General features: G+C 65.9%; 19 protein-coding genes and 1 riboswitch. Of the genes, 3 read left to right on the plus strand and 16 right to left on the minus strand.

What is annotated here, in order from left to right; all coding sequences use genetic code 11:
- Positions 1-128: 128 nt before the first annotated feature.
- Complete coding sequence (locus tag ACTCB7_RS14925; RefSeq protein ID WP_463007307.1) at positions 129-1,115, plus strand: aldo/keto reductase; 987 nt, start codon at positions 129-131, stop codon at positions 1,113-1,115.
- 89 nt (positions 1,116-1,204) lie between these two features.
- Here the strand turns inward: ACTCB7_RS14925 and ACTCB7_RS14930 are convergent, their stop codons facing one another.
- Complete coding sequence (locus ACTCB7_RS14930; RefSeq protein WP_463007308.1) at positions 1,205-2,902, minus strand: L-lactate permease; 1,698 nt, start codon at positions 2,900-2,902, stop codon at positions 1,205-1,207.
- A gap of 373 nt (positions 2,903-3,275) precedes the next feature.
- Between ACTCB7_RS14930 and ACTCB7_RS14935 the strand changes: the two genes are divergently transcribed.
- Positions 3,276-3,980 carry a glutathione S-transferase N-terminal domain-containing protein gene (locus ACTCB7_RS14935; protein ID WP_463007309.1) on the plus strand — a complete coding sequence of 235 codons (705 nt, stop codon included), beginning with the start codon at positions 3,276-3,278 and terminating at the stop codon, positions 3,978-3,980.
- A 103-nt stretch (positions 3,981-4,083) separates the two neighbouring features.
- Here the strand turns inward: ACTCB7_RS14935 and ACTCB7_RS14940 are convergent, their stop codons facing one another.
- From ACTCB7_RS14940 to ACTCB7_RS15000, 13 genes are all read right to left on the minus strand, one after another.
- Positions 4,084-5,379, minus strand: coding sequence for a hypothetical protein (locus ACTCB7_RS14940; protein ID WP_463007310.1), 1,296 nt, complete (start codon positions 5,377-5,379; stop codon positions 4,084-4,086).
- A gap of 204 nt (positions 5,380-5,583) precedes the next feature.
- On the minus strand, positions 5,584-6,318 hold the full coding sequence (locus ACTCB7_RS14945) for a hypothetical protein (protein ID WP_463007311.1): 735 nt from the start codon (positions 6,316-6,318) through the stop codon (positions 5,584-5,586).
- On the minus strand, positions 6,315-7,397 hold the full coding sequence (locus tag ACTCB7_RS14950; protein ID WP_463007312.1) for an isopenicillin N synthase family dioxygenase: 1,083 nt from the start codon (positions 7,395-7,397) through the stop codon (positions 6,315-6,317). Before ACTCB7_RS14950 ends, ACTCB7_RS14945 begins: the two co-directional genes overlap by 4 nt.
- A complete protein-coding gene (gene atzF, locus ACTCB7_RS14955) occupies positions 7,394-9,223 on the minus strand; it encodes an allophanate hydrolase (protein WP_463007313.1) in 1,830 nt (609 codons plus the stop codon). Before atzF ends, ACTCB7_RS14950 begins: the two co-directional genes overlap by 4 nt.
- Positions 9,220-12,837 (minus strand): urea carboxylase, encoded by a 3,618-nt coding sequence (uca, locus tag ACTCB7_RS14960; protein WP_463007314.1) that lies wholly within the window; start codon positions 12,835-12,837, stop codon positions 9,220-9,222. The genes atzF and uca overlap by 4 nt, the downstream gene beginning before the upstream one ends.
- A 121-nt stretch (positions 12,838-12,958) precedes the next feature.
- Complete coding sequence (locus ACTCB7_RS14965) at positions 12,959-13,597, minus strand: urea amidolyase associated protein UAAP2 (RefSeq protein WP_463007315.1); 639 nt, start codon at positions 13,595-13,597, stop codon at positions 12,959-12,961.
- Positions 13,598-13,609: 12 nt separating this feature from the next.
- Positions 13,610-14,350, minus strand: a complete 741-nt coding sequence (locus tag ACTCB7_RS14970) for an urea amidolyase associated protein UAAP1 (RefSeq protein WP_463007316.1) — start codon at positions 14,348-14,350, stop codon at positions 13,610-13,612.
- On the minus strand, positions 14,347-15,159 hold the full coding sequence (locus ACTCB7_RS14975) for an ATP-binding cassette domain-containing protein (RefSeq protein ID WP_463007317.1): 813 nt from the start codon (positions 15,157-15,159) through the stop codon (positions 14,347-14,349). Before ACTCB7_RS14975 ends, ACTCB7_RS14970 begins: the two co-directional genes overlap by 4 nt.
- Complete coding sequence (locus ACTCB7_RS14980) at positions 15,156-15,983, minus strand: ABC transporter permease (RefSeq protein WP_463007318.1); 828 nt, start codon at positions 15,981-15,983, stop codon at positions 15,156-15,158. The genes ACTCB7_RS14975 and ACTCB7_RS14980 overlap by 4 nt, the downstream gene beginning before the upstream one ends.
- A gap of 92 nt (positions 15,984-16,075) precedes the next feature.
- Positions 16,076-17,128, minus strand: coding sequence for a putative urea ABC transporter substrate-binding protein (locus ACTCB7_RS14985; RefSeq protein ID WP_463007319.1), 1,053 nt, complete (start codon positions 17,126-17,128; stop codon positions 16,076-16,078).
- Positions 17,129-17,186: 58 nt separating this feature from the next.
- Positions 17,187-17,321: riboswitch (guanidine-I (ykkC/yxkD leader) on the minus strand.
- 222 nt (positions 17,322-17,543) lie between these two features.
- A complete protein-coding gene (locus ACTCB7_RS14990; protein ID WP_463007320.1) occupies positions 17,544-19,583 on the minus strand; it encodes an FUSC family protein in 2,040 nt (679 codons plus the stop codon).
- A 10-nt stretch (positions 19,584-19,593) separates the two neighbouring features.
- The gene (locus ACTCB7_RS14995; RefSeq protein WP_463007321.1) at positions 19,594-20,457 is read right to left on the minus strand and encodes an efflux RND transporter periplasmic adaptor subunit; all 864 of its coding nucleotides are present in this window, start codon (positions 20,455-20,457) and stop codon (positions 19,594-19,596) included.
- A complete protein-coding gene (locus ACTCB7_RS15000; protein WP_463007322.1) occupies positions 20,457-20,678 on the minus strand; it encodes a DUF1656 domain-containing protein in 222 nt (73 codons plus the stop codon). The genes ACTCB7_RS14995 and ACTCB7_RS15000 overlap by 1 nt, the downstream gene beginning before the upstream one ends.
- 214 nt (positions 20,679-20,892) lie before the next feature.
- Between ACTCB7_RS15000 and ACTCB7_RS15005 the strand changes: the two genes are divergently transcribed.
- On the plus strand, positions 20,893-22,113 hold the full coding sequence (locus tag ACTCB7_RS15005; RefSeq protein ID WP_463007323.1) for an ABC transporter substrate-binding protein: 1,221 nt from the start codon (positions 20,893-20,895) through the stop codon (positions 22,111-22,113).
- A 142-nt stretch (positions 22,114-22,255) separates the two neighbouring features.
- Here ACTCB7_RS15005 and ACTCB7_RS15010 read toward each other — a convergent pair whose 3' ends face one another.
- Positions 22,256-23,209, minus strand: coding sequence for a branched-chain amino acid ABC transporter permease (locus tag ACTCB7_RS15010; RefSeq protein WP_463007324.1), 954 nt, complete (start codon positions 23,207-23,209; stop codon positions 22,256-22,258).
- A complete protein-coding gene (locus tag ACTCB7_RS15015; RefSeq protein ID WP_463007325.1) occupies positions 23,209-24,078 on the minus strand; it encodes a branched-chain amino acid ABC transporter permease in 870 nt (289 codons plus the stop codon). The genes ACTCB7_RS15010 and ACTCB7_RS15015 overlap by 1 nt, the downstream gene beginning before the upstream one ends.

Genomic DNA, 24,078 nt, shown 5'->3' on the forward strand with positions numbered 1-24,078 from the left:
AAATCAGCGAAAAAGCGGAGTTTACGGGGTGTAAATGAGCATTTTGAGCTGATTTTTAACGCAGTATGGCCGAGCGCAGACAGTTTTCAGACAATGCCTAATCCCTGTCCACTCACAGGAGGGTCACCATGGACTATCGTCGTCTGGGCCATACCGGGCTTCAGGTCTCGTCGCTCTGCCTGGGCACCATGACCTACGGCACCCCGCAATGGCGCGACTGGGTGCTCGACGAGACGCAGAGCCGTCCGTTCATCCAGCAGGCCCTGGACGCGGGGATCAACTTCTTCGATACCGCCGACATGTACTCCGACGGCGAGTCGGAGCGGGTGGTGGGGCGCGCCCTGCGGGACTTCGCCCGGCGCGAGGAGGTGGTCGTCGCCACCAAGGTCTACAACCCGACCGGCAACAAGGGCCCCAACGAACGCGGGCTGTCGAAGAAGCACATCCGTCATGCCATCGATGCCTCGCTGACGCGGCTGGGCATGGAGTACGTGGATCTCTACCAGACCCATCGCTGGGACTACGACACGCCCATCGAGGAGACCATGGAGGCGCTGCACGAGGTGGTGCAGTCGGGCAAGGCGCTCTACCTGGGGGCGTCGAGCATGCATGCCTGGCAGTTCGCCAAGGCGCAGCGTATCGCCCACGAGAACGGCTGGACGCCGTTTGCCACCATGCAGCCGATGGTCAACCTGATCTATCGCGAGGAGGAACGGGAGATGATCCCGCAGTGCCTCGATCAGGGCGTGGCGGTGATCCCCTGGAGTCCGCTGGCCCGCGGCATTCTCGCCGGCAGCAAGCCGGTCGGCAGCGAAGGCGAGACCACGCGTGCCCGCAGCGATGCGCAGATGCGTCAGTGGTACCTGGGGCTGGAGCGCGACCGGCCGGTGATCGAGGCGCTGCAGGCGATCGCCGGGGAGAAGGGGGCATCGCCCGCCCAGGTGGCACTGGCCTGGCTGCTGCAGAAGCCCGGCATCACCGCGCCGATCATCGGCGCCAGCAAGTCGCATCATCTGGACCAGGCGCTGGGCGCGCTCGGACTGACCCTCAGCGAGGCGGAGGTCGAGCGCCTCGAGTCACCCTATGTGCCCCACGAGGTGGTGGGGTTCCGCTGATCGACGGGCCCCCGACGTCGTCACGCCCTTCTGAAACGACAACACCCCGGCCACTGGCCGGGGTGTTGTGCGTTCAGGGTGGTGCGGTATCAGCCGCCCAGCAGACCGTCGGTCACGTGCAGCCCGTAGAAGGCGATCATGCCGATGATGCCCGCGAACAGTACATAGTAGAGGGTCGGCAGGATGGTCTTGCGCAGGGTCACGCCCTCGCGTCCCAGCAGACCCACCGTGGCCGAGGCCGCCACCACGTTGTGGATGGCGATCATGTTGCCGGCCGCGGCGCCCACCGCCTGCAGGGCCACCATCATGCTGGTGGACAGGCCCAGTGCGCTGGCGACGTTGAACTGGAAGTCCGACAGCATCAGGTTGGAGACGGTGTTGGAACCGGCGATGAAGGCACCCAGGGCACCCACGGTGGGCGCGAACAGCGGATAGATGTCGCCCACGCTGTCGGCCACGAACCGTGCCATGGCCACCGGCATGGAGACCAGATCGGCCCCGTTGACACCGGAGTTGATCAGGATACGCACCATGGGGATGGTGAACAGCAGCACGAAGCCGGCGCCGAGCAGGGTGCGGGTGGATTCGTGGAAGGCGGCCTTGACTTCGCTGCCGCGCATGCGGTGCAGGCCGATGGTCAGCAGCACCACGAACACCAGGATGCCGCCCGGCAGGTACAGCGGCTGCAGGCTGCCGGAGATGCCGGTCTCGCCGAGGATGTTGCTCCAGCCGAGGCTCGCCGAGGTCAGGGCGTCCTTGAGCGGTGCGATGGTCCGTGAGAGCACCAGGAACACGGCCAGCAGCACATAGGGCACCCAGCCCATGAACACCGAGATCGGCGTGCGGTCGGTGACCTCGTTGGCCTTGATCTCGAGGTCGCCGTGCCACTCCTGGGGCCAGCTCTCGGCATTGGGGAAGTCCCAGGTTTCCTTGGGCAGCAAAAAGCCCTTGCGCGCCGCCGGCACGACGATGGCCAGGCCGACCATGGCGCCGATCATCGACGGGAACTCTGGCCCGAGCAGCACGCCGGCCAGCATGTAGGGCACCACGAAGCAGACCCCGGCGAACAGCGCGAACGGCGCGATCGCCAGGCCTTCACGCCAGGAGCGGTTGGCACCGAAGAAGCGCACCATGATGGTGACCAGGATCAGCGGCATGAACAGGCCGATGATGCCGTGGGTGATGGCGACCTCGGAGGTGATGAGGTGGTAGTAGTGGTCCCAGCTGGAGCCGTTGGCGGTCAGTTGCTCGCTGATGCCGGACTTGTGCAGGCCGCCGGTGACGCCCACCACGATCGGCGTGCCCACGGCACCGAAGGAGACCGGTGTGGACTGGATCATCATGCCCACGACCACGGCGCCCAGCGCCGGGAAGCCCAGGGCCACCATCAGCGGTGCCGCGACGGCGGCCGGGGTGCCGAAGCCGGACGCCCCTTCGATGAAGCAGCCGAACAGCCAGGCGACGATGATGGCCTGGACGCGGCGGTCCGGGCTCACACCGGAGAAGCCGTTGCGAATCGCGGCGATCCCGCCGGAGTGCTTGAGCGTGTTGAGCAGCAGGATGGCGCCGAAGATGATCCACAGGATGGCGACCGTGAGAATCAGGCCCTGGAATGTCGACGCCAGCACGCGTGTGAACGTCATGTTCCAGGCGAACAGGCCGATCAGGGCGGTGACGACGAAGACGACCGGCATGGCGGTCCGCGCGGGCAACCGGAAGCCGATCAGCAGTATCCCCGCCAGCAACAGCGGTAGAAAGGCCAGAAGCGCGAGTAACGATTCATTCATGAGGCACAGTCCCTCTTGTTGTTGTCCAGCGTCAGGCTGGGCATGGCACGACCAGAAGCGAAGGGTTCGGCAGGCTTGCCGTGCTGCCGGGGGCAGCAGGTCTGGCACGATAATCAGGAATCGTCGGCTTGGCCATCCTTGGAAAATTGGTTTTACCAATGGTGCGGCGCACTGGTATGACCTATTTTTAATTTTAAAATCAATGAGTTGTGATGAAAAATACAGCCTGGTCAGCGAGTGGCGGAGAGCAGGATTGGTCAATTTATTCGACTAATAGATGATGCGGAGGGCGAATCCGCCCGACACCATGGCGCGTCTCGGCGCAGGATGGTAGCGTTCTAAGCATTCATCGAAACGGCATGACGAGGACGCTATGGCACGAATTCTCTACGACCTTTGCGGCATTGACGAAGGGCTGCGCTTCTCACCCTATTGCTGGCGCGTGAAGTACGCCCTGGCGCACAAGGGGCTGGACTACGAGACCCGTCCCTGCCACTTCACCGACAAGGGCATGCTCGCCTTTTCCGGGCAGGGCAAGGTGCCGGTGCTGGTCGATGGCGAGGAAACCGTCGTCGACAGCTACGAGATCTTCCGTTATCTGGATCGGGTCTATCCCGAGTCGTCGCTGCTGGGCGGCCCGGAGGCCGAGGCGCGGGCTCGCTTCTTCAAGTTCTACGCCGAGCGCAACCTGGCACCCGCCATCATCAAGACGGTGATGATGGACCTGTTCAATGTCGTGGCCCCGCAGGATCGCGAGTACTTCCGCGAAACCCGGGAAAAGGCCTTCGGGCGCACGCTCGAGGAAGTCCACGCCCCGAGTCGCGGGCTGAGCCAGCTCGACCAGGCGCTGGAGCCGATGCGGGCCCGCCTGGAGGAAGCCGAGTTTCTCGACGGCCAGGCGCCCGCCGCCGCCGACTACCTGGTGTTCGGTGCCTTCATGTGGGCGCGCACCGTGTCGGCCGCCGATCTGGTCTCCAATGCCGACCCGGTCTACGCTTGGGTGGAGCGCATGCTCGATCTGCACGACGGGCTGGGTCGCAATGCGCTGCGCAGCGTCGATATCGAGGGCGTCTACTGAGCCTGGCGCGTCCATGAACGCCCATGCACAGCCATGAATATGAAAAAGCCCCGCTCGGGAGCGAGCGGGGCAAGGGAGCTATCGCGGTAATGTTGCGCGGGCGTCAGAAGGTCAGCCCGAAATGCGTCTGGACGCTGGTGTGCCAGTTGTCGTCCACCGGCGAGCCGAAGTAGTTCAGGCCGTTCTTGTTGGCGATGATGTCGAACCAGGCGTAGTAGGGCCCGGCGGTCACCTTCATCCCCAGATCGTTGAGCATGGGATTGTCCATGTTGCCGTAGCCGCCGTTGATCGGCGAATAGTCGTTGGCGGCATCGATGACACTGAAGTCATTGTAGAAGTAGAGGTTCTCCACCGGCCCCCAGTTGACGTCCATGCTGTAGGCCAGACTCGCCGAATAGGTCTCGCCCTTGGCCGGAATCAGGTAGTTGAAGCCGAAGGCACCGACCTGCAGGACGTTGTCGGAAATGCCCGATACCGACTCCGCCGGGTTCTCGGCGTTGTACTCGTAGGTGGTGGCCTGCAGCAGGGTCAGCCAGTTGCCGTAGCTGCCGCTCAGGCCCAGCGCGGCCTGCCAGTTGTCGCCGCTGTCGCCGGTCCGTGTGTTGTAGAGCTGACCCCCCTTGGCCGAGAGGTTGACCTCGGTGGTGTAGTCGCTGCCCTTGCCGAAGGTGTAGGCGACGCGACCGGCGAACTGGTTCTCTTCCGTGTTGCCCTGGGCGCTGTTGCCCACGGCGTTGGCGCCATAGTGCTCGTTGTCGTCGCCGAGCTGGTCACTCTTGAAGAAGGCCAGCGAGGTGTCCCAGGCGCCGGTGCTGTGATCCCACTTGATACCGGCGTTCTGGTTGTCGTTGAAGCCCGCCAGATAGGGCAGGTTGCCGTACCAGCCGAGATACCCGTAATCCATGTTGCCGAACGGCGTCTGCACCAGACCCAGCTTGACGCTGTCGTTACCGGTTATGTCGTAGCCCAGCCAGCCGTGCTGCAGGAAACGATAGCCGTTGTAGAAGCGGTACTGGAACGAGTAATTGAACTGGTCGTAGCCCCCGCTGACGCCGAGGTTGAACTTGCCGAAGTCGAGGTCCCCGCCGGTGTCCTTGTCGCGCTGGCTCCAGTCGTTGAAGGTTGAACCGAACTCGAGCTGACCGTTGATTTCGGTGCGCTTCATGGCCTCGAGAATCTGGCTGTTTTCTTCGGCCAGCTGTCGGGTTTGATCCGACTCACTGGTGGAAGCCTGGCGTTGCTGCTCGTCGAGCTGGGTTTGGAGTTGCTCGATCTTGTTGCGCAGTTCCTGCAGCTGTCGCTGCACGTTGGTGTTGCTGGCCTGTTGTGCCAGCGCCGGCGTGGCCAGCGTGAACAGTGTGGTGGTCAGCCCAATAGCCTTGAATGATCTCTGCTTCACGGTGTTCTCCTTGCGTGAGTCAAGTGAAAACGGGCCATGTCAGCCCTGTGTGAATGCCGATTGTCGTTGTCAGGCGACAAAATTATAGCATATGTTTCCAAGGTTATGAATATTTTGCTATTTGTTTGTTTGCGTATTATTATTTAAATATAATGAATATATGTATTATAAATATGTCTCTTTCCTCCCCCTTCAAGAACGCCATCAGTCGCCCGAGTGAACAATCACCGGCGTGGTCTTGCCATGCGGTGGCCTCATCGGTTCGGGGGCGATGCGCTCGCCGACCCGCCAGGGCCGAGTGGACAGTGCAACCCGCCAGCCGGCGTCGTCGCGGTGCAGATAGTGCAGGGCCAGGCCGGCGCGCCATCTCAGGGCGTCGTCGGGCAGGGTCGAGGCGGGCGCCAGAAGGTCGTGTGTCTCGGGCATGGCGCCTCGCGGCTCGATCCACACCGCATGATCGCCGCGCTGCAGCCAGCGGGGCAGCCCCTGTGCGTCCAGGCGCACTGTGTCGCCGGTCTCGACGCTGTCGGTGAGGCACGCCCAGTCCTCCCGGTAGCGCCCCCGGGGATCGCGTTCCTCGAGGCGGTGCGGATCGAGAAAGCGCATGTCGCCGACGTCCTTGTCGAGCCCCGGCGAGAGATCGACGAGCCGGTGCCAGGTGCAGAAGCGCCCCTCGACCCGGGTCAGCCCGACGAAGGCGGTCAGGCTCGCCAGCCAGATGAGCTGGTCGCGGCGGCACTCGGCCAGCGATGCGACGCCGCGAAAGTCGGGGGTATCCACCGGCACGCGCAGATCGGCGTGCCAGCACGCCGTCTGAAGCCAGACGACCCGGGTCGAGCGATCGTCCACGCACTGGCCATCGTCGTCCTCGCCGACATAGCGCAGGCGTTGCCACACGCCGCGATAGACCGGCGGTACGCCGGGCAGCGGCATGCTCATGGCGTCTCCCGATCGACTTGCGGATGACGTGCGTGCTGGCCCAGGGTAGCGGTATCGCGAGCGCCATCCGGCAGGTGAATCTCGCCCGTGGCTAGACGTTCTTGCAGATAGGCGAAGGTATGGATGGTCTGGGCGTAAAGGTGCTCGCCGGCCTTGAGCGGGGCATAACGTGCCTCGCCGTCGCGCGCGACGAGCTGGGGCAACGGCGCCACGGTGGTGGCGTAATCGCAGGCGAAGAACAGCGGGAACGCGTAGCGCTCCTCCTTGACCTTGCGGACCCGATGCGAGGTCGCGACGAATTCGCCATTGGTCCAGATCTCCAGCATGTCACCGATATTGATGACCAGGGCATCGTCGCGGTAGGGCACGTCGATCCATTCGCCCTTGCCGTTCATGACCTCGAGACCCGGCGCGGTCGGCAGCAGCAGGGTGAAGCATTCGTAGTCGGTATGCGCGCCGATGCCCTGGGCGTCCTCGGCGTCGGGATTGTACGGGTAGTGGATCAGGCGCAACTGGCTGGGCGGCCGGGTCACGTCCTTGAGGAAGTGTTCCTCGGGCAGCCCCAGGGCCAGGGCGAAGCCACGCATCAGGGCGCGGCCCACCGCGTAGGCTGTCTGGTAGTAAGCGTAGACCTGCTCACGGAAGCCGGGCAGGTCGGGCCACACGTTGGGCCCTAGCATCGGGGTGCCGGCGATCACCGCGGGATCGTCGGCGGGGAGCTCGAAGGACAGGTCGAAGGCCTCCTTGAGATCGCGCTTGCCCTTCTCGGGAACTTCCTCGCCTTCGGGAACGTAGCCGCGATGGCGGGTGGTGCCGTTGCCGGCGGAAAGGCCGATGTAGTGGCGCATCTTGGCTTCCATCGGCTGGGCGAAGAAGCGCCTGGCCTGATCCAGCAGCCCTCGGCGCGTCTCCTCGCCGATGCCGTGACCGACGACATGGAAGAAGCCCACGTTGCGCGCCGCATCGCCAAGCTGCTCGGCGACGGCCAGACGTTCGCCCTTCTGTTGACTGAAGAGCCCGCTAATGTCGATCACCGGCAGTGACTGGAAATCGCCGGGTTGGCGTTGTGCATGGCTCATGAGCGTTCTCCCTGTTGGGAGTCGAGCCAGCCGCGCCAGCCGCCGAAACGGGTCACGTCCTCGGCCGGGCCATCCGCTTCCAGGGCCCCGGCGGCGCAGATGAAACCGCACTTCCACTGACCGTCTTCCAGTTCGACCTGCCCCAGTCCGAGCGGGGCGGGAATGCCGGCGAGAAAGCTGCCGACGCCGTCGATGGGTAGGCGCCAGACCTCCACCTCGATGGCGGCGCCGTTGGCATCGTCGCGGACCATCGCCGGGCGCGCTGGCGGGCCGCCGGCCAGCGCATACAGGCGGTAGTTCGCGCTGCTGCGGGTCGTGGCGACCTTGATCGCGCCGCGGCGGGTCAACTGGTGATTGAGCGCCAGGCCGTCGAGATGCGCCCCGCACACCACCAGTTCCAGGGTGCCGTCGTGGGCCTCCGGCAAGGCCGGCAGCGGGGCGCGGGCGACGCCGGTGGCGCCCAGCGGCAAGTCGAGGCGGCGCTCCAATGCGCGGCCGAGGCTCAACAGCGTCAGGTCGGCGAAAGCCGGGCCGAACAGCGTGACGCCGAACGGCAACCCGGCGTCGGTGAAGCCGGTGGGCACGGCCAGGGCGCTGTAGTCGAGCAGGTTCATGAAGTTGGTCCAGGTGCCCAGCCGCGAATTGACGGCGACGGGCTCGGCGGCCACCTCGGCCTTGGTGGGATGCGTCACGGTGGTCGGCGCGAGCACGACGTCGACCCCGGCCAGCAGGGCATCGGCCTGGCGCTTGTACTCGGCGAGCTGGTAGCGGGCGTCGAAGGCGTCCACGGCACGCGGCTTGCCGCCGCCCTCGATGACCTGGCGTGTCACCGGATGCAGGGCGTCGGGACGGTTCTCGATCAGCTCGCGTACCGCATGGTAGCGCTCGGCGACCCATGGCCCTTCGTAGAGCAGGCGCGCCGCGGCCAAAAGCGGCGTGCAGTCGAGCTCGACCTTGATGCCGCCCAGCGCCTCGAGAGTGTCGACGGCCCGGCGCATGCCGGCGGTGTAGGCGTCATCGGTCTGCCACTGCGATTCGAGCGGCACGCCGAAGCGAAAGCGCCCCGGCGCCTCGCCGTAGGCCTGGCCGGCCACGGCGAAATCGTGGCGTCGCGACCAGGCGCAGTCGGGATCGTACTCGCCGGCGACACTCAGCACGGCGTTGGCGTCGTCGGCGCTCAGCGCAAAAAGGCTGATGGTGTCCAGGGTAGCGCAGGCCGGTACCACGCCGGCGGTGCTCAGCAGGCCTAGTGTGGGCTTGATACCGAACAGGTTGTTGAAGCACGCCGGTACGCGCCCGGAGCCGGCGGTGTCGGTGCCCAGCGCGAAGCTGACCTGGCCCTGGGCGGTGGTGACCGCCGAGCCGCTGCTCGAGCCGCCGGGAATGCGCTCGCCGTCGAAGGCGTTGCCGGGCACGCCGTAGATGTCTGGGGCGCGCTCGCCGACCAGACCAGTAGCAAACTGATCGAGGTTGGTCTTGCCCAGCGGAATGGCACCGGCCTCGATCAACTGGCGCACCACGAAGGCGGATTCATCCGGTGTGTAGGCATAGGCCGGGCAACCCGCCGTGGTCGGCACACCGGCGAGGTCGATGTTGTCCTTGATGGCAAAGGGGATGCCGTAGAGCGACAGCGTCTGCGGGTCGGTCGCCTCGAGACGTTCGAGATAGGGTTCGAGCTGCTCGCGCGTGAGCCGGGTGATCCAGGCGGGATCAAAGCCACGCGCGTCGGCATCCGCCAGCAGCGTGTCGATCAATTCACGCGGGGTCAGCGCATTGGCGCGATAGCGCGCCAGCAACGAAGCAATGGTCATGTCGACGGCATTCATGCGGAGGTCTCCAGGTTCGCGGTCTGTTCGAGAATCACGATCGGCTGGCCGGGCGCGACGGCGGCCCCTTCGGCCAGCGGCAGGCGCGTGACCTGGCCCGCCTGCTGGGCGAGGATCTCGACCTCCATCTTCATCGACTCGACCAGCGCCACCACCTGGCCGGCCTCGACGTGCTCGCCTTCGGCGACCGTCAGCTTCCACAAGCTGCCGGTGACCGGGCTGTCGATGCCCAGCTCGTCGCTACCCAGTTCCGTGGCCTCGACGGCTTCCGGGGCCTGATCCTCGAAGGTGAACTGGCCGTTGGCGCGCCAGTCGGCCATCTCCTGCTGGAAGGCCGCCTCGCGGCGTTCGCGGAAGTCGCGAATCCGTTCGGCGCGGTCCTCGATATCGGCCTGGTAGTCGGCGAGCCGGAAACGCGTGGTCTCGACCTGGAGCGGATAGCGCCCGTGGGGAAAGTCTCGGCGGATGCGCATCAGCTCGTCGTGGCTGACCTCGAAGAAGCGCAGCTGATCGAAGAAGCGCAAAAGCCAGGGGTTGTCGAAATACTCGGTGCGGCGATAGCGGTTCCACATCTGCAGGGTGCGGCCGACGAACTGGTAGCCGCCGGGACCTTCCATGCCGTAGACGCACAGATAGGCGCCGCCGATGCCCACCGAGTTCTCGGCGGTCCAGGTGCGTGCCGGGTTGTACTTGGTGGTGACCAGACGCTGGGTCGGATCGAGCGGCGTGGCCACCGGCGCGCCGAGGTAGACGTCGCCCAGGCCCATGACCAGATAGCGGGCATTGAAGACGATGTCGCGGACCTGCTCGACGGCATCGAGCCCGTTGATGCGGCGGATGAACTCCAGGTTGCTGGGACACCAGGGCGCATCCGGTCGCACCGAGCGCTGGTACTTGTCGATGGCTTCCTGGCAGGCCGGGTCGTCCCAGGACAGCGGCAGGTGAACGGTGCGCGCCTCGACCTCCAGCGACTCGACGTCGCGCAGCTCAAGCTCGGCGCGCTCGAGATGCGCAAGCAGGGCATCGAGGGCAAGTTCGTCGGGTTCGTAGTGGATCTGCAGCGAGCGGATGCCCGGCGTCAGCTCGCGCAGGCCGGACAGGGAATTCTCCTGCAGCCACAGCATCCAGGCGTGGGCGCGAAAGCGCAGGGCGATGTCGAGCTCCATGGCGCCGAACTCGATGAGCAGGAAGTCGTCGCCGGCACGGCGATAGACGATGCGTTCGCCGCCCGTCTCGGCCGGTACGTCGCGCAGCACCGGGCTGCCGCGATCCTCTTTGAACGCCACGGCGGGCTGCTCGCTCAGGGCCTCGAGCTGGGCCTGCTGGCGCGCTTCCAGTTGCCGGGCAGTGGCCAGATCCACCGGCACGAAGCGAACATGATCGCCGGCGGTGAGCTGGCCGAGTTTCCAGCGTTCGGCGCGCACCACCGTGGCCGGACACACGAAGCCGCCCAGCGAGGGGCCGTCGGGCCCCAGGATCACTGGCATGTCACCGGTGAAGTCGATGGTGCCGAAGGCGTAGGCGTTGTCGTGGATGTTCGACGGGTGCAGGCCGGCCTCGCCGCCATCGGCGCGGGCCCATTCGGGACGCGGGCCGATCAGGCGCACGCCGGTGCGGCTGGAGTTGTAGTGCACTTCCCACTCATGAGCGAAGAAGGTATCGATGTCGCCTTCGGTGAAGAAGTCCGGCGCGCCATGCGGGCCGTAGAGCACGGCAATCTGCCAGACATGGCCATCCTGGCCGCCGAGTTCGGGCCTGAGCGCTTCAGGCAGGGCGCGTGACGCGGTGGGGTCGAGTGCGGGCAGGGCGAGCATGTCGCCGGTGCGCAGGGCGCGCCCGCCATGACCGCCGAACTGGCCCAGCGTGAAGGTGGCTCGGGAGCCGAGATACTTCGGGCAGTCGATGCCGCCACGCACCAGCAGATAGGCGCGCGCGCCGGCACTGGCCTTGCCCAGCGTCAGCGTGGCCCCGGCGGGAACGTCCAGCACCTGCCAGAAGGCCACGGCCTTGCCGTCGAGTTCGGCAGGCAGCTCGCTGCCGGCCAGCACGATCTGGGTGGCGCGGTGAAAGCGCAGCGTGGGGCCGGTGAGGGTGATCTCCAGCCCCGCCGCGTCGGCGGAGTTATCGAGCAGGCGGTTGCCGAGGCGGAACGACCAGTCATCGAAGGGGCCGGAGGGCGGCACACCCACGTCCCAGTGGCCCTGGCGCCCGGGGTAGTCCTGAATCGTGGTCAGCGTGCCGGCACTCAGCACCTCGATGGCCGGCGGCGCCCAGGCGAGATCGGCCAGCCAGCGGGTGTGCAGGTCGGCGTCGCGAAAGCGCGCGTCGCGCAGCACGTGCGACAGCCAGGTACGGTTGGTGGCGATTCCATAGATGCTGGACTGCTCTAGAACTTCAGCCAGACGTTCGCGGGCCGTGTCGCGGTCGTCGGCATGCACGATCACCTTGGCCAGCATGGGGTCGAACAGCGCCGAGACCGTGAGCCCCGCCTCGATGGCGTGGTCGACACGCAGGCCGGGCGTCTCGGGAAACGCGACCTCGGTAAGCAGGCCCGCGCTGGGACGGAAATCGTGACTCGGGTCCTCGGCGTAGAGGCGCGCCTGGATGGCATGGCCAGTGGGCGCGAGATCGCGGGTCAGGGCGTCGAGCGGGGGAAGCTCACCGGCACCGAGGCGGATCATCCATTCGACGATGTCGACGCCCCAGACTTCCTCGGTGACGCCGTGCTCGACCTGCAGGCGGGTGTTGACCTCGAGGAAGTAGAAGCGCTGGCGCTCGGCGTCGTAGATGAACTCCACGGTGCCGGCGTTGCGATAGCCGACCGTTTCGCCCAGGCGCACGGCGGTGGCGTGCAGTTCGCGGCGCACCGTGTCCGGCAGCTCCGGGGCCGGGCACTCCTCGAGCACCTTTTGGTGGCGGCGCTGGGTGGAGCAGTCGCGCTCGCCCAGCGCCACCACCTTGCCCCGGCCGTCGCCGAAGAGCTGCACTTCCAGATGGCGGGCGCGGGCGATATAGGTTTCGAGAAACACCCCGGCGTCGCCGAAGTTGCGCTCGCCGAGGCCGCGCACCGAGTCGAAGGCGCGCCGGAGTTCGGCGTCGTCGGCACACACCTGCATGCCGATGCCGCCACCGCCGGCGGTGGACTTGAGCATCACCGGATAGCCGATGCGTTCGGCCTGGACGAGGGCGTCATCGACGCTGGCGAGCAGCCCGGAACCGGGCACCAGCGGCACGCCGGCGCGTTCGGCGAGTGCTCTGGCCTCGTGCTTCAGGCCGAAGTCACGGATCTGCTCGGCCGTCGGGCCGAGAAACACCAGGCCGGCATCCTCGCAGGCCTGGATGAAATTCGTGTTCTCGGACAGGAAACCGTAGCCGGGATGCACTGCCTCGGCGCCGCTTTTTCTGGCGATGTCGATCAACGTGTCGATGGCCAGGTAGGTGTCGGCGGCGGCACCGTCGCCGAGCGAATAGGCCTCGTCGGCCTGGAAAACATAGGGCGCGTCGCGGTCGGCCTCGGCGTAGACCACCACCGAGGCGATGCCCAGGCGCTTGAGCGTGCGCTGGATGCGGGCGGCGATGGCGCCGCGATTGGCAATCAGGACTTTGCTGAACATGAAAGCGGTCCATGACGTGGCGGGCCGTCCCGCCGGGACTGGTAGCGCCATGGAGTCGTCTCCAAGGCAAAAAAAACGTTGTTATGGGCCGGTAAAAACTGAGCGAGCGCAGCCAGTTTTTCTAGTCCCAGATCAGCAGCTCGATCGGCGTCGGGTTATAGCCGTTGCACGGGTTGTTGAGCTGCGGGCAGTTGGAGATCAGCACCACCACGTCCATCGCGGCGATCATCTCCACGTACTTGCCCGGTGCCGAGATGCCGTCGGCGAAGGTCAGCCCGCCTTCGGCGGTCACCGGCACGTTCATGAAGAAATTGATGTTGTGGGTGATGTCGCGCTTGGTGAGGCCGTACTCGGGATGATTGGCGATGGCCTGCATCCAGTTGTCGCGGCACGAATGCATGTGGCGCTTCTCGAGGTCGTAGCGCACGGTGTTGCTCTCGCTGGCGCAGGCCCCGCCCAGGGTGTCGTGGCGACCGCAGGTGTCGGCGGTGAGGGTCAGCAGCACGTTGCCCTCGTTGGAGAGCAGCCGGGAGCCGGCAGTCAGGTAGACCGCGCCCTGCTCGCGCAGGGTATCCATGGCGCTGTAGCGTTCGGCGGTGTCATGGGCGTTGAAGAACAGCGTGTCGGCGGCCTGGTTGCCTTCCAGATCGAGGATGCGCAGGGTCTGGCCGGCCTGGACGATGCCGATGTAGTGATCGCCGGCCTCGACCGTGGTGCGGCTTGTGGCGTTCTCGGGACGCTTGGTGCTCTCGATGATCATGGGCAGTCTCCCTTACAGGCCGAGATGGTAGAGGCGGTTGTTGGCGAAGCCGCGAGCGTTCTCCGGGCGCGAGCGGTAGCAGACGTCGTCCTCGGTGGGCGCCGGCGCGGTCCCCAGCGCGATATCCACGCCGCGGCGCGGATACTCGGCGCTGGGGTCGAGCGGGTGCGGACAGGTGTGCAGGATCACCAGGGTATCCATTTCCAGGCGCAGCGTGACGCTGGCACCGGGCTGGCAGTGCCCGGGCACGAAGCGCAGCCGGCCCTCGCCGTCGCTCTCCACCCGTGAGAACAGATTGAGATTGGCAGCCATGTCGCGCCGGCCGAGGCCGTACTTGGCCAGTTCGACCAGGAAATTGTCGTAGCCGGTGCGGGTCCACGCGTTGTGAGCCTTTTGATAGCTGACCGGTTGCCAGCCCTTCTGAACCATGTGATGTGGCATGAGGTTGCCGCCCACGCTGTCGTGCCAGCCCAGGTCGTCGTCGACGATCGAGGCGAAGATGCGCCCCATGTCGGAATACAAGCAGTGGCCGCGGGTCAGCTTGAAGGTGTGCTGGGCCTTCAGCGTGTCCGGCAGATTGAGGCGCTCGAGCAGGTTCTCGGGGTTGTAGCACAGCAGGCCGACGTTGGTGTCGGCCTCCTTCGCCGTCAGCGTCAGCGTGGTACCGCGACGTAGACGCAGCGACCAGTGCTGGCCGCCGGGCAGATGCGTGGTGTAGCGCGCATCGTCGTTGGGGGGCATGGGCGTACTCATGTCAGCGTCTCCTGAGTCGTGTGCGTGAGGCGGGTGGTGGCGTCGAGCTGGGCGGAAAGCCCCTCGGGGGGCTGCTGCATCTCGCCGACCGGCAGGTCATAGGTGATGGTGGCGCCATAGGCCTGGGGGGCCTGCGGGTCATGGCGGACCTTGTCGAACACCCACAGTCGGGTGCCGAGCGCGAAGGCTTCCTTGACGTCGTGGGTGATCATGAAGATGGTCAGCTGCTGCTCACGCCACAGCCGGGTGATCAAGGCATGCATGTCCTGGCGAATGCCGGGATCGAGTGCGCCGAACGGCTCGTCGAGCAGCAGGATGCGTGGCTTCATCATCAGCGCCTGGGCGATGGCCAGACGCTGCTGCATGCCGCCGGACAGTTCGTGCGGATACTTGGCCAGCGCGTTCTGCAGGCCGACTTCCTCGAGTCGCGCGACGGCGGCGTCACGCGCCCGGCGACGCGCACTGCCGAACAGCTTGCCCAGCCATGGCGAGCGGGCCAGCTCCTCGGCCATCATCACGTTGCCGAGCACGCTGAGGTGGGGGAACACCGAGTACTTCTGGAACACCACGCCGCGATCCGGGCCGGGTTCGTCGGGCAGCGGCCGGCCGTCCAGCGTCAGGCTGCCGCGGGTGATGCGTTCGGTGCCCAGCAGCAGTTTCAGAAAGGTGGTCTTGCCGCAGCCGGAAGCGCCGACCAGGGTGATGAACTCGCCGACATCGACACGAAACGACAGGCGCTCCAGCACCACCTGGTTGCCGTAGTCCTTCTCCACGCGCCGGGCTTCGAGCAGGCTTCTTGGATGGCTCATGTCTGGTCGCCCTCCTCGGCGTGATACCAGGGAAAGGCGCGTGTCGAGATCAGCACCAGCACCCGGTCGATGACGAAGGCCAGCAGAGTGATCCAGGCCACATAGGGCAGGATCACGTCCATAGAGAGATAGCGGCGCACCAGGAAGATGCGATAGCCCAGGCCTTCCTGGGCGGCGATGGCCTCGGCGGCGATCAGAAACAGCCAGGCGCTGCCCAGCGCCAGGCGGGTCGAGGCGATCAGTCGCGGGGTGAGCTGCGGCAGCAGCACCCGGGTCAGCACCTGCCAGGAACTCGCCCCCAGGGTCTGCGCCTTGATCAGCTGTTCGTCGGGCAGGCGCAGGGCGTGGTTCTGCAGGTCGCGGATCAGAAATGGCGTCACGCCGATGACGATCAACGCGACCTTGGCCATCTCGCCGGTACCGAAGGCGATGAACAGGATCGGCAGGATGGCCATCGGCGGGATCAACGAGATCACCGTCACCAAGGGTGAGAGCTTGGCGCGCACCAGCGGCAGGCCCCCGGTGAACAGGCCAACGAGCAGACCGATCAGGGCGCTGATGGCGATGCCCAGGCCCAGACGTTCGAGACTGGCGAAGGTGTCGTCCCACAACGGAATGGTGCCGGTGCGCACGCTGGCTTTGGTCGCCAGTTGGCCGAAGGTCTCGGCCATGGTGGCGGGCGAGGGCAGCAGGCGGTCGTCGGGATTCTCCGCCAGGCGCGCGTTGGACAAGGCCAGATAGACCATCCCCACGAGCACGAACGGCACCAGCCCCAGCAGCCAGCGGCTGCCCCGGGTCGGTGTGAGGTTGATGAGTCGCTTCATGAGCATGACTCCGTCGGGTGGATGGCGTGCTGCCGGCGCCGCCTGCTTGGCACGAGCTCAGGCGGGCCGGCGATGATGCGAGACGTGGCGGTTTATTGCTGCGACTCGACGTAGGCGTCGGTATAGCGGGGGTCGAAGCGCAGCTTGACGTTGGACTCGTTGCCGAACACGCCCTGGGGCGTTTCGATGCCCACGAAGCCCGGGTTGGGGGCCATTTCGCCGAGCAGGCCGTGCTTGAAGCTGAACTCGGCGACACGCTGCATGGTGGAGAGCAGATCCTCGCTGCGCATCAGTGAGGCGGCCTCGACGGGGTCGGTGTAGAGGTGGGTGGCGGCGAGCTGGTTCCGGTAGCCGGCGAGGTCGGTGCCGGCGGCCTCGGCCATCTGCGAGAGCGCCTGCTCGTCGCCGGCCTCCATCGTCTCCATGACTTCATACCAGGCGCCTACCAGGGCATGGCCGAAATCGGGGTTGGCGGCCAGGGTGTCGGTGTTGACCACCATCATGTCGAGGATTTCGCGGGGGATCTGCTTGGAGGTGTAGACCACGTGGCTGTTGTCCAGTCCGTCGATGGCGCTGAGCTGCGGATTCCAGGTCACCACGGCCTCGATGTCGTCGTTGGGGTAGATGGCGACGATGTCGGCATCCGAGGTGTTGACGGTCTCGATGTCGCGCTCGGTGAGGCCGACGCTCTCCAGGGCCCGGGCCAGGAAGTAGTGGGACACGCTGAACTGCACCAGATTGACCTTGCGACCTTTGATGTCGGCCAGGTCGTCGCTGTCCTTGAGCACGATGCCGTCGTTGCCGTCGGAGTAGTCGTTGATGATCAGCGCGGTGGAATCGACGCCGCTGGCGGCGGGCAGGGTCAGAGCGTCCATGTTGGTCATGGCGCAGCCGTCGACGTTGCCGGAGGTGTACTGGTTGATGGACTCGATGTAGTCGTTGACCTGCACGAGATCGATGTCGATGTCGTACTTGTCGGCCCACTTGTCGATGATGCCCTGGGTGTCGGCATAGCTCCACGGCATCCAGCCGGCATAGATCGACCAGCAGACGCTGAAATGGTCGCGGCTCTGGGCATTCGCCAGAGGTGAGGCCAGCAGGGCCGACAAGGTCAGGACGGGGAGAGTGAGATTGTGCAAGCGCATGAGGCCTCCAATGGTTTGGCGAAAGGCGGGGGTATCGGTGGCAGCCTGTGACACCGTATCCTCCCGGGCTTTTCTCCCGCCGTGTAACCCGTCGTCAGCCATACTCGTTCAGTGCGGCGGGTCGATGGCTCTCGGACCAGTCATCGCATCGGGGTGAGTAGGTGATGCGATCGGAACCCTAGCCATCCATTGGAAACCGAATTGTGTGGCGGCATGGCCGCCGATACCCCTGTTTCTCTCGCTGACACCCGTTACAAAATTCCTGCCAGTCAGGGTAAATATATTACTTTTCAGCTGGTTGCGATATTTCGAGCAGGAATTGTTCCAGACGGGGATTTTTCAGGAGTACCCTTGTGCTGCTTTTTGGTGCAACGCTGATAGTCATTCTCAGCAATGGTGCAGAGTCCATGGAGTGCTATCGGGCAGGGGCTGTGTCGAGCCGCTCGGCGATTCGCCCGGCCTGCTGATATAGCGTCAGGCTCAGACGCTCGAGCATGCCCTGCAGCAGATCGGTGCGTGCGTCGGGCAGCGCCTGGTGCTCCCGGACCGTATCGAGCAGGGTGCGGGCGGCATCGTCCAGCATCGGATACGACCGGCCATCGGCGCAGTGCCGATAGGCCTCGGCCAGGGCCTGCTGGAAATGTCGCCGGGCACGGCGTACCGCCGCGCTGTCGGTATCATCGAGCCACTGGCGCAGGCGCAGGCTGCTGGCACCGAGATCCAGACCGGTAAGGCCCAGCGCGAACAGATGACGTTGATCGTCGGGCAGCATGTCGTCGTGGCGAGCGAGGGCCAGCAGTCGATCGGCGATATGGCCGCTGAAGCGTGTTTCGGCCTCACCCAGCGAGCCCTGGTCGAGCCGACGCAAGTCCTGGGCGATGGCGCCGACCAGGCGCCGCTGCCGCAAGGTGGCGCCAAGTCCGGGAAGCAGGCGGAAGCTCATCACCACGGCACTCAGACCGATGATCACCGCGATCGCGCGGTTGGCGAAGCTATCGAAGGAGAAATCCATGCCATTGCCGGGCATGGTCAGCAGGATATTGAAGATGGTGAAGGCCAGGCAGTAGCCCATGGTACGTGGGTTGCCGGCACCCAGCAGACCGAGGAACAGCGGCGTGCCGAAGAGCATGGCGAGCATCGGATAGCCGTTGGCCTGGGACAGCAGAACGTGGCCGAACAGGAAAGCGCTGGGAATCGCCGCCAGCATGCCCTTGTAGAACATCAGGGTGATTGCCACCGGATTGTCGCGGCTGGCGAAGAATGCCGAGAACAGTGTCCCGAGCAGCATCGCCACCTGGCCGTTCGACCAGTGAGTGAGGATCCAGAAGGTCGCCAGGCAGCCGAACACGATGCCGGCACGCAGCGCGTTGACGCCTGCCGCGAGATGGTCGCGGTGCCAGGACAGTCGGCCGCTGCGGACGTGCTTGCTGCCCGGCGTGACGATCGCCTCGCGCGCATCGAGCATGACGATGGCGTGGCCGAGAATGTCGCGCAGCCCCAGCACCAGCCGTCGCTGCAGGGGCGCCCGTTGGGTCTCGTCGAGTTCCAGGGCCCGATGGCGCAGCGTCTGCAAGCGGCTTCTGGCGGCCGGTACACCCTCGACGTTCTCGGCGTCGCGGAAGCCCCGGGCGCATTCCGTGGCCAGCTCGCGAATATCCGCGTCGAGCGCCTCGTGGCGATCGCGCAGCAGATGATGCATGGCGTGCAGGGTGGCGAAGAAGCGCAGCGTGCGGCGCGTCAGCACGTGGGTGGCGCGGACCCGGCCGTTGCCCTCCGGCCCCTCGTAGCGTGCCGCCTGGCTGTCGGTTTCGAGCTGAGTCAGCGGCGCCAGACTGCCGGTCAGCGAGGTTTGTAGCTCGGTATCGTCGTGGCTCGCCTCGAGGCGTTGGGCGGCCTGCAGGAAGGCCTGATTGATCACCGTGTTGGCCTGGTCGGCGAGGTGATCGCGCACCTTGGAGGGCCAAAGCAGCGAGCTGACCAGGGTCGCGCAGGTCGCCCCCAGGGCCAGTTCGGACAGGCGCGCCACCGCCACGTCGAAGACGCTGGCCGGGTTGCTGCCGGCGATCACCACGATCAGCATCGCCGTCACCGCGGCCATGATGCAGCCATAGGAAAAGTTGTTGCGCAGCAGCGAACTGCCGTAGGTACACAGCATGATCCAGGCGGTCAGGGTGATCAGCGCCGGCACCCGCGCCTGGACGAACAGCGCCATGATCACGGTGCCGGCGACGGCGCCGATGACGGTGCCGCCGATCTGGCAGAGGCCCTTCTCGATCACCATGCCGCTCATCGGCCGGATCTGCAGGAAGGCCGCCGAGATCAGCGCCCAGTAGGGGCGGTCGAGGTTGAACCAGAGCGCCAGATAGAGCGCCAGGAACATCGCCAGGGTCGCCTTGATGGCGAACTTGACCGCACTCGCCGACGGGGTGAGATAGGCCTTGAGAAGGGCAGACATGGCGGTCGGCTCAGCGGTTTTCGTCGACGATGCGTACCGTTGCGGTCATCCCGGCGCTGAGCAGTGTCTCGTCGGGAATGGTGTCGAGCTCGATGCGCACCGGGATGCGCTGAGCGAGGCGTACCCAGCTGAAGGTCGGCTGTACCCGGGGCAGCAGCTCACTGTTGGTGTCGGTGTTGGCGTTGGCGATGCCGCGCCCGATGCCGGCGACGTGGCCGCGCAGTTGCGTATTGCCGCTCATCAGGGTCACCCGTGCCGGGGCGCCGACGTGGATGAACGGCATCTTGGTTTCCTCGAAGTAGCCGGTCACGTAGTAGGAGTTCGAGGCGACCAGCGCCATCACCGGATTGCCGGCGGTCACGTAGTTGCCGGCGTTGAGATGCAAATTGAGGATATGGCCGGCGATCGGGGCTGTCACGGTGGTGCGTTTCAGGTCGAGTCGGGCGCGTTCCAGGTCGGCCCGGGCCTGGCCCAGGTTGGCTTCGGCGACCCGGGTGTTGATGCGGGCGACCTCCTGGTTTTCGGCGCTGATCGCCTGATCGCTCAGATGCTGGCGCCGGGAGGCTTCGTGACGCTTGAGCTCCAGCGTCGCCCGGCGCTGGGCGACCACGGCCTCGGCCTTGTCGACTGCAGCCTGGTAGCGGGCGTCGTTGATGGTGAACAGCACCTCGCCCTTTTTCACGGCGGCGGTGTCCTGCACGGCCAGGGTGTCGACCCAGCCCGAGACGTCCGGGGCGATGGTGATGATGTTGGCGCGAACCCGGCCGTCCCGCGTCCAGGGGGTGTACAGGTAGTAGTGCCACAGCCACAGCCCGGCGGCGACGGCGGCTGCCACGATCAGCAGTGTGACGAGAATGCGGAGCGATCGGCGCATCAGAAGGGCGTCCCTGTCAGCAATGAAGAGGCGAAGGCGATGGCGGCGGTGAGAATGACGAACAGGGCGGCATCGAACCAGGCTTCGTACCAGAGCACCTGCTGGCCGAGGAAGCGGTGCAGCAGGTTGCGTGTCACCACGGCGCAGACGAAGCCCAGCAGCGCGTACAGCAGCAAGGGGCTGAAGTAGATGCCGCCCACGGCGATTTCCTGAAGTCCCATGGCTTCTCCTGGTGTCTTGCCACGTCCTGTGCGCCGGCCCATGGTAGCAAGTGACGGGGCTGCATGCCCCCGTGCAAGCGTTGACAGGGCGCCGCTGTCACGCTTTGTGTCTTCGAGGTCTCCCGCTTATGCTGGACCCGCGTGAATGTCAACGAAGGGTCACGCCCGCCGATCGACAATCAACAATCAAAGGTCTGCAATGGAGGCATATTCCATGACCGTCAAGAAACCGCTTGTCGCTGCCGTTTCCGCTCTTGCGCTGACGACCAGTCTGTCGGCCCTGGCCGCCCCGATGAAGATTGGGGTGCTGGTGCCGCTGACCGGTGACCTGCAGAGCTACGGCGAGCCCGCGCTCAAGGCCACGCAGTTGGCCGCCAAGGAGATCAATGCAGCCGGTGGCGTGATGGGCGAGGATGTCCAGATCGCCAGCGGCGATACCCAGACCTCGCCGCAGCCGGGGGTGTCCGCGGCCCAGAAGCTGGTCAACGTCGAAGGTGTGAGCGGCATCATGGGTGCACTCTCCAGCGGCGTGACCATTCCGGTGGCCCAGAGCGTCTCCAAGCCGGGCAAGATCCCGCAGATCAGCAGTGCCTCCACCTCGCCGGTGATCACGTCGCTCGACGACGGCGACTTCCTGTTCCGCACGGTGCCCTCGGATGCCTTCCAGGGCGTGGCACTGTCGCAGATCACCGCCGACAAGGGCTACAAGACGGTCAGCATCATCTACATCAACAACGACTACGGCAAGGGGCTGGCCGAAGCCTTCACCACCGCGTTCGAGAAGCAGGGCGGCAAGGTCGCCTCGACGGTCGCCTACGAGAAGGGCCAGCCGGCCTATCGCGGCGAGCTGCAGCAGGCCGACAAGGGCGATCCCGAGGCGCTGGTGCTGATCGGCTATCCGGAGAACGGCCAGACCATCCTGCGTCAGGCGTTGGAAGGGGGCTACTTCCGCAACTTCGTGTTCACCGACGGCATGAAGGCCCCGGAGCTGGTCGAGAACCTGGGCGCCGAGTACCTCAACGGCTCGGTGGGTACGGTGCCGCAGGCCCGCGACGACTCCCCCGGGGCGCAGCATTTCAGCACCGCCTATGAAGAGGCCTACGGCGCGGTGCCGCCCAAGCCTTACCTGGATACCGCCTATGACGCCTTCTACCTGATGGCGCTGGCCGCCGAGGCCGCCGGCTCCACCGACGGTGTGGCGATCCGCGATCATCTGCGCGAGGTTGCCAACCCGCCGGGCGAGCAGGTCGGTCCCGGCGAGTTCGAGAAGGCGGTGAAGCTGCTCAAGGCGGGCAAGGACATCGACTACGAAGGGGCGTCCGGTTCGGTCAACTTCGACGACAACGGTGACGTGCCCGGTACCTTCGGCGAGTGGACCTTCGAGGACGGCAAGATCGTCACCAAGCGTATCTTCGAGCCGACGATGCCCAAGTAAGCTGCCGTGATGCGGCGGTTGGCGGCATGGGCCGCCAGCCGCTGCCACGCTGCAACGCGAAGCCCCGGCCATGGCCCCATGGCCGGGGCTTTCTGATGGCCTGCAGGCTCAGCCCGCCCGAGAGCGGCACTGAGCCAGCCGCCTATCGGGAACGGCGATCCCGGGCGATCAGGCGGGGCGGCTTTTCGGGGAGCAGCCCCTGCGGGCGCAGGACCAGGATGACCTGCAGCAGCACACCGATCAGCAGCACGCGCAGTGCCGCGCCCTGGGTGGCGTGTTCAGCCGGCAGCATGTCGGTGAACAGCTCGGTGACCGACCAGATGCCCCAGACCACCACCGCACCGAGGATGGCACCGCGGTTGTTGCCGCTGCCCCCGGCGATCAGCATGACCCAGACGATGAAGGTGCCGTAGAGCGGGCGGAAGGCTTCGGGGCTGAGGAAGCCGAAGAAGTGGGCGTACAGCCCGCCGCCCAGGCCCATGATTGCCGAGCCGAGCACGAACGCCTGGAGGCGGAAGTTGGCGATGTCCTTGCCGGCCGCCGCGGTGGCCGGCTCGTTCTCGCGGATCGCGCGCAGCACGCGGCCCCAGGGCGAAGCGTAGGCACGCTCGACCAGGAAGTAGACGCCGACCACGAAGACCACCACTACCAGCAGGTAGCCCAGCGGTGTGTCCAGCGGAGTGCCCTGTAGCGGCCGCGGAATGCCGGCGATACCGCGCACGCCGTTGGAGAGCCAGTCCTCGTTCTTGATGAACAGGCGAATCATCTCGGCGATGCCGATCGAGGCGATCGCCAGATAGTCGGTGCGCAGGCGCGCGGTGATCAGGCCGATGATCACGCCGATGATCGTCGAGGCGATCACGGCGCCCCCCAGGCCTACCAGGAAGGGCAGGCCGAAGCCCCCCAGATAGGCGGGGCTGCCGGGGGTGGTGAGGATGGCGCTGGTGTAGGCGCCCACCGCGAAGAAGCCGGCGATACCGATATTGAACTGGCCCGTGAAGCCCCACTGCATGTTGAGCCCCAGGGCGAGCACGGCATAGACCCCGGCGAAGGTCAGAAACGAGACGAGATAGGACGCGATGCCGGTGAGTTCCATCAGACTGTCCCCTTGAAGATGCCCTGCGGGCGCAGGATGAGCATGCCGACCATGATCGCGAAGGCCACGGCGGGCTTGTAGGCGGCGGGGATGATCAGCGTCGACATCTCCATGGAGACGCCGATGATCATGCCGCCGGCGATCGCGCCGTAGGGCCGGCCGATGCCGCCGAGGATGGTGGCGGCGAAGACCGGCAGCAGGGCGCTCCAGCCCATCACCGGGTGCAGGCGCGTATCGATGCCCAGGAACACCCCGGCCGCCGCGGCCAGGGCGCCGCCGATCACCCAGGTGACCATGATCACCCGTTCGGCGGGGATGCCCGAGACCAGCGCCAGGTCCATATTGTCGGACATGGCGCGCATGGCCTTGCCCAGCCGGGTGCGGGTCAGGAACAGGTGCACCGCCATCACCAGCCCCAGCGAGATCAGCACGATCCACAGGTGATCGGGCTTGAGGCGGATGCCGCCCAGCCAGTCGAGGCGCCAGGGGAACTGGATGCCGGTAGTGTAGCTCTGGTTGTCGGAGCCCCAGATCAGCTGCACCAGGCTGCGCAGGATCAGCGCCATGCCGAACGAGGCGATCAGCAGGATCACCGGCTGGGTGCGGCGAATGCGCCGATAGAGCACCTGGTCGATGAATACCGCGACCACCGCCATGCCGACCATCGCCGCGGGCAGTGCCCACCAGGCGCTGAGTCCGAAGGCGGAAATGAAGGTCAGGCCCAGGTAGGCGCCTAGTGTCATGAAATCGCCGTGGGCGAAGTGGGCAAAGCGCAGGATGCCGAAGATCATCGACACGCCGATGGCGCCCATGGTCAGCACGCTGCCCAGCACCAGGCCGTAGACGAGCAGTTGCAGGATATCGGTCAT

Source organism: Modicisalibacter sp., from assembly GCF_055145905.1.

Bases quoted from the DNA above. Each gene is read 5' to 3' on its own strand.
- ACTCB7_RS14925 (WP_463007307.1), top strand. From the start codon at position 129: ATGGACTATCGTCGTCTGGGCCATACCGGGCTTCAGGTCTCGTCGCTC.
- ACTCB7_RS14930 (WP_463007308.1), bottom strand. From the start codon at position 2,902: ATGAATGAATCGTTACTCGCGCTTCTGGCCTTTCTACCGCTGTTGCTG.
- ACTCB7_RS14935 (WP_463007309.1), top strand. From the start codon at position 3,276: ATGGCACGAATTCTCTACGACCTTTGCGGCATTGACGAAGGGCTGCGC.
- ACTCB7_RS14945 (WP_463007311.1), bottom strand. From the start codon at position 6,318: ATGAGCATGCCGCTGCCCGGCGTACCGCCGGTCTATCGCGGCGTGTGG.
- ACTCB7_RS14950 (WP_463007312.1), bottom strand. From the start codon at position 7,397: ATGAGCCATGCACAACGCCAACCCGGCGATTTCCAGTCACTGCCGGTG.
- atzF (WP_463007313.1), bottom strand. From the start codon at position 9,223: ATGAATGCCGTCGACATGACCATTGCTTCGTTGCTGGCGCGCTATCGC.
- uca (WP_463007314.1), bottom strand. From the start codon at position 12,837: ATGTTCAGCAAAGTCCTGATTGCCAATCGCGGCGCCATCGCCGCCCGC.
- ACTCB7_RS14965 (WP_463007315.1), bottom strand. From the start codon at position 13,597: ATGATCATCGAGAGCACCAAGCGTCCCGAGAACGCCACAAGCCGCACC.
- ACTCB7_RS14970 (WP_463007316.1), bottom strand. From the start codon at position 14,350: ATGAGTACGCCCATGCCCCCCAACGACGATGCGCGCTACACCACGCAT.
- ACTCB7_RS14975 (WP_463007317.1), bottom strand. From the start codon at position 15,159: ATGAGCCATCCAAGAAGCCTGCTCGAAGCCCGGCGCGTGGAGAAGGAC.
- ACTCB7_RS14980 (WP_463007318.1), bottom strand. From the start codon at position 15,983: ATGAAGCGACTCATCAACCTCACACCGACCCGGGGCAGCCGCTGGCTG.
- ACTCB7_RS14985 (WP_463007319.1), bottom strand. From the start codon at position 17,128: ATGCGCTTGCACAATCTCACTCTCCCCGTCCTGACCTTGTCGGCCCTG.
- ACTCB7_RS14990 (WP_463007320.1), bottom strand. From the start codon at position 19,583: ATGTCTGCCCTTCTCAAGGCCTATCTCACCCCGTCGGCGAGTGCGGTC.
- ACTCB7_RS14995 (WP_463007321.1), bottom strand. From the start codon at position 20,457: ATGCGCCGATCGCTCCGCATTCTCGTCACACTGCTGATCGTGGCAGCC.
- ACTCB7_RS15000 (WP_463007322.1), bottom strand. From the start codon at position 20,678: ATGGGACTTCAGGAAATCGCCGTGGGCGGCATCTACTTCAGCCCCTTG.
- ACTCB7_RS15005 (WP_463007323.1), top strand. From the start codon at position 20,893: ATGACCGTCAAGAAACCGCTTGTCGCTGCCGTTTCCGCTCTTGCGCTG.
- ACTCB7_RS15010 (WP_463007324.1), bottom strand. From the start codon at position 23,209: ATGGAACTCACCGGCATCGCGTCCTATCTCGTCTCGTTTCTGACCTTC.
- ACTCB7_RS15015 (WP_463007325.1), bottom strand. From the start codon at position 24,078: ATGACCGATATCCTGCAACTGCTCGTCTACGGCCTGGTGCTGGGCAGC.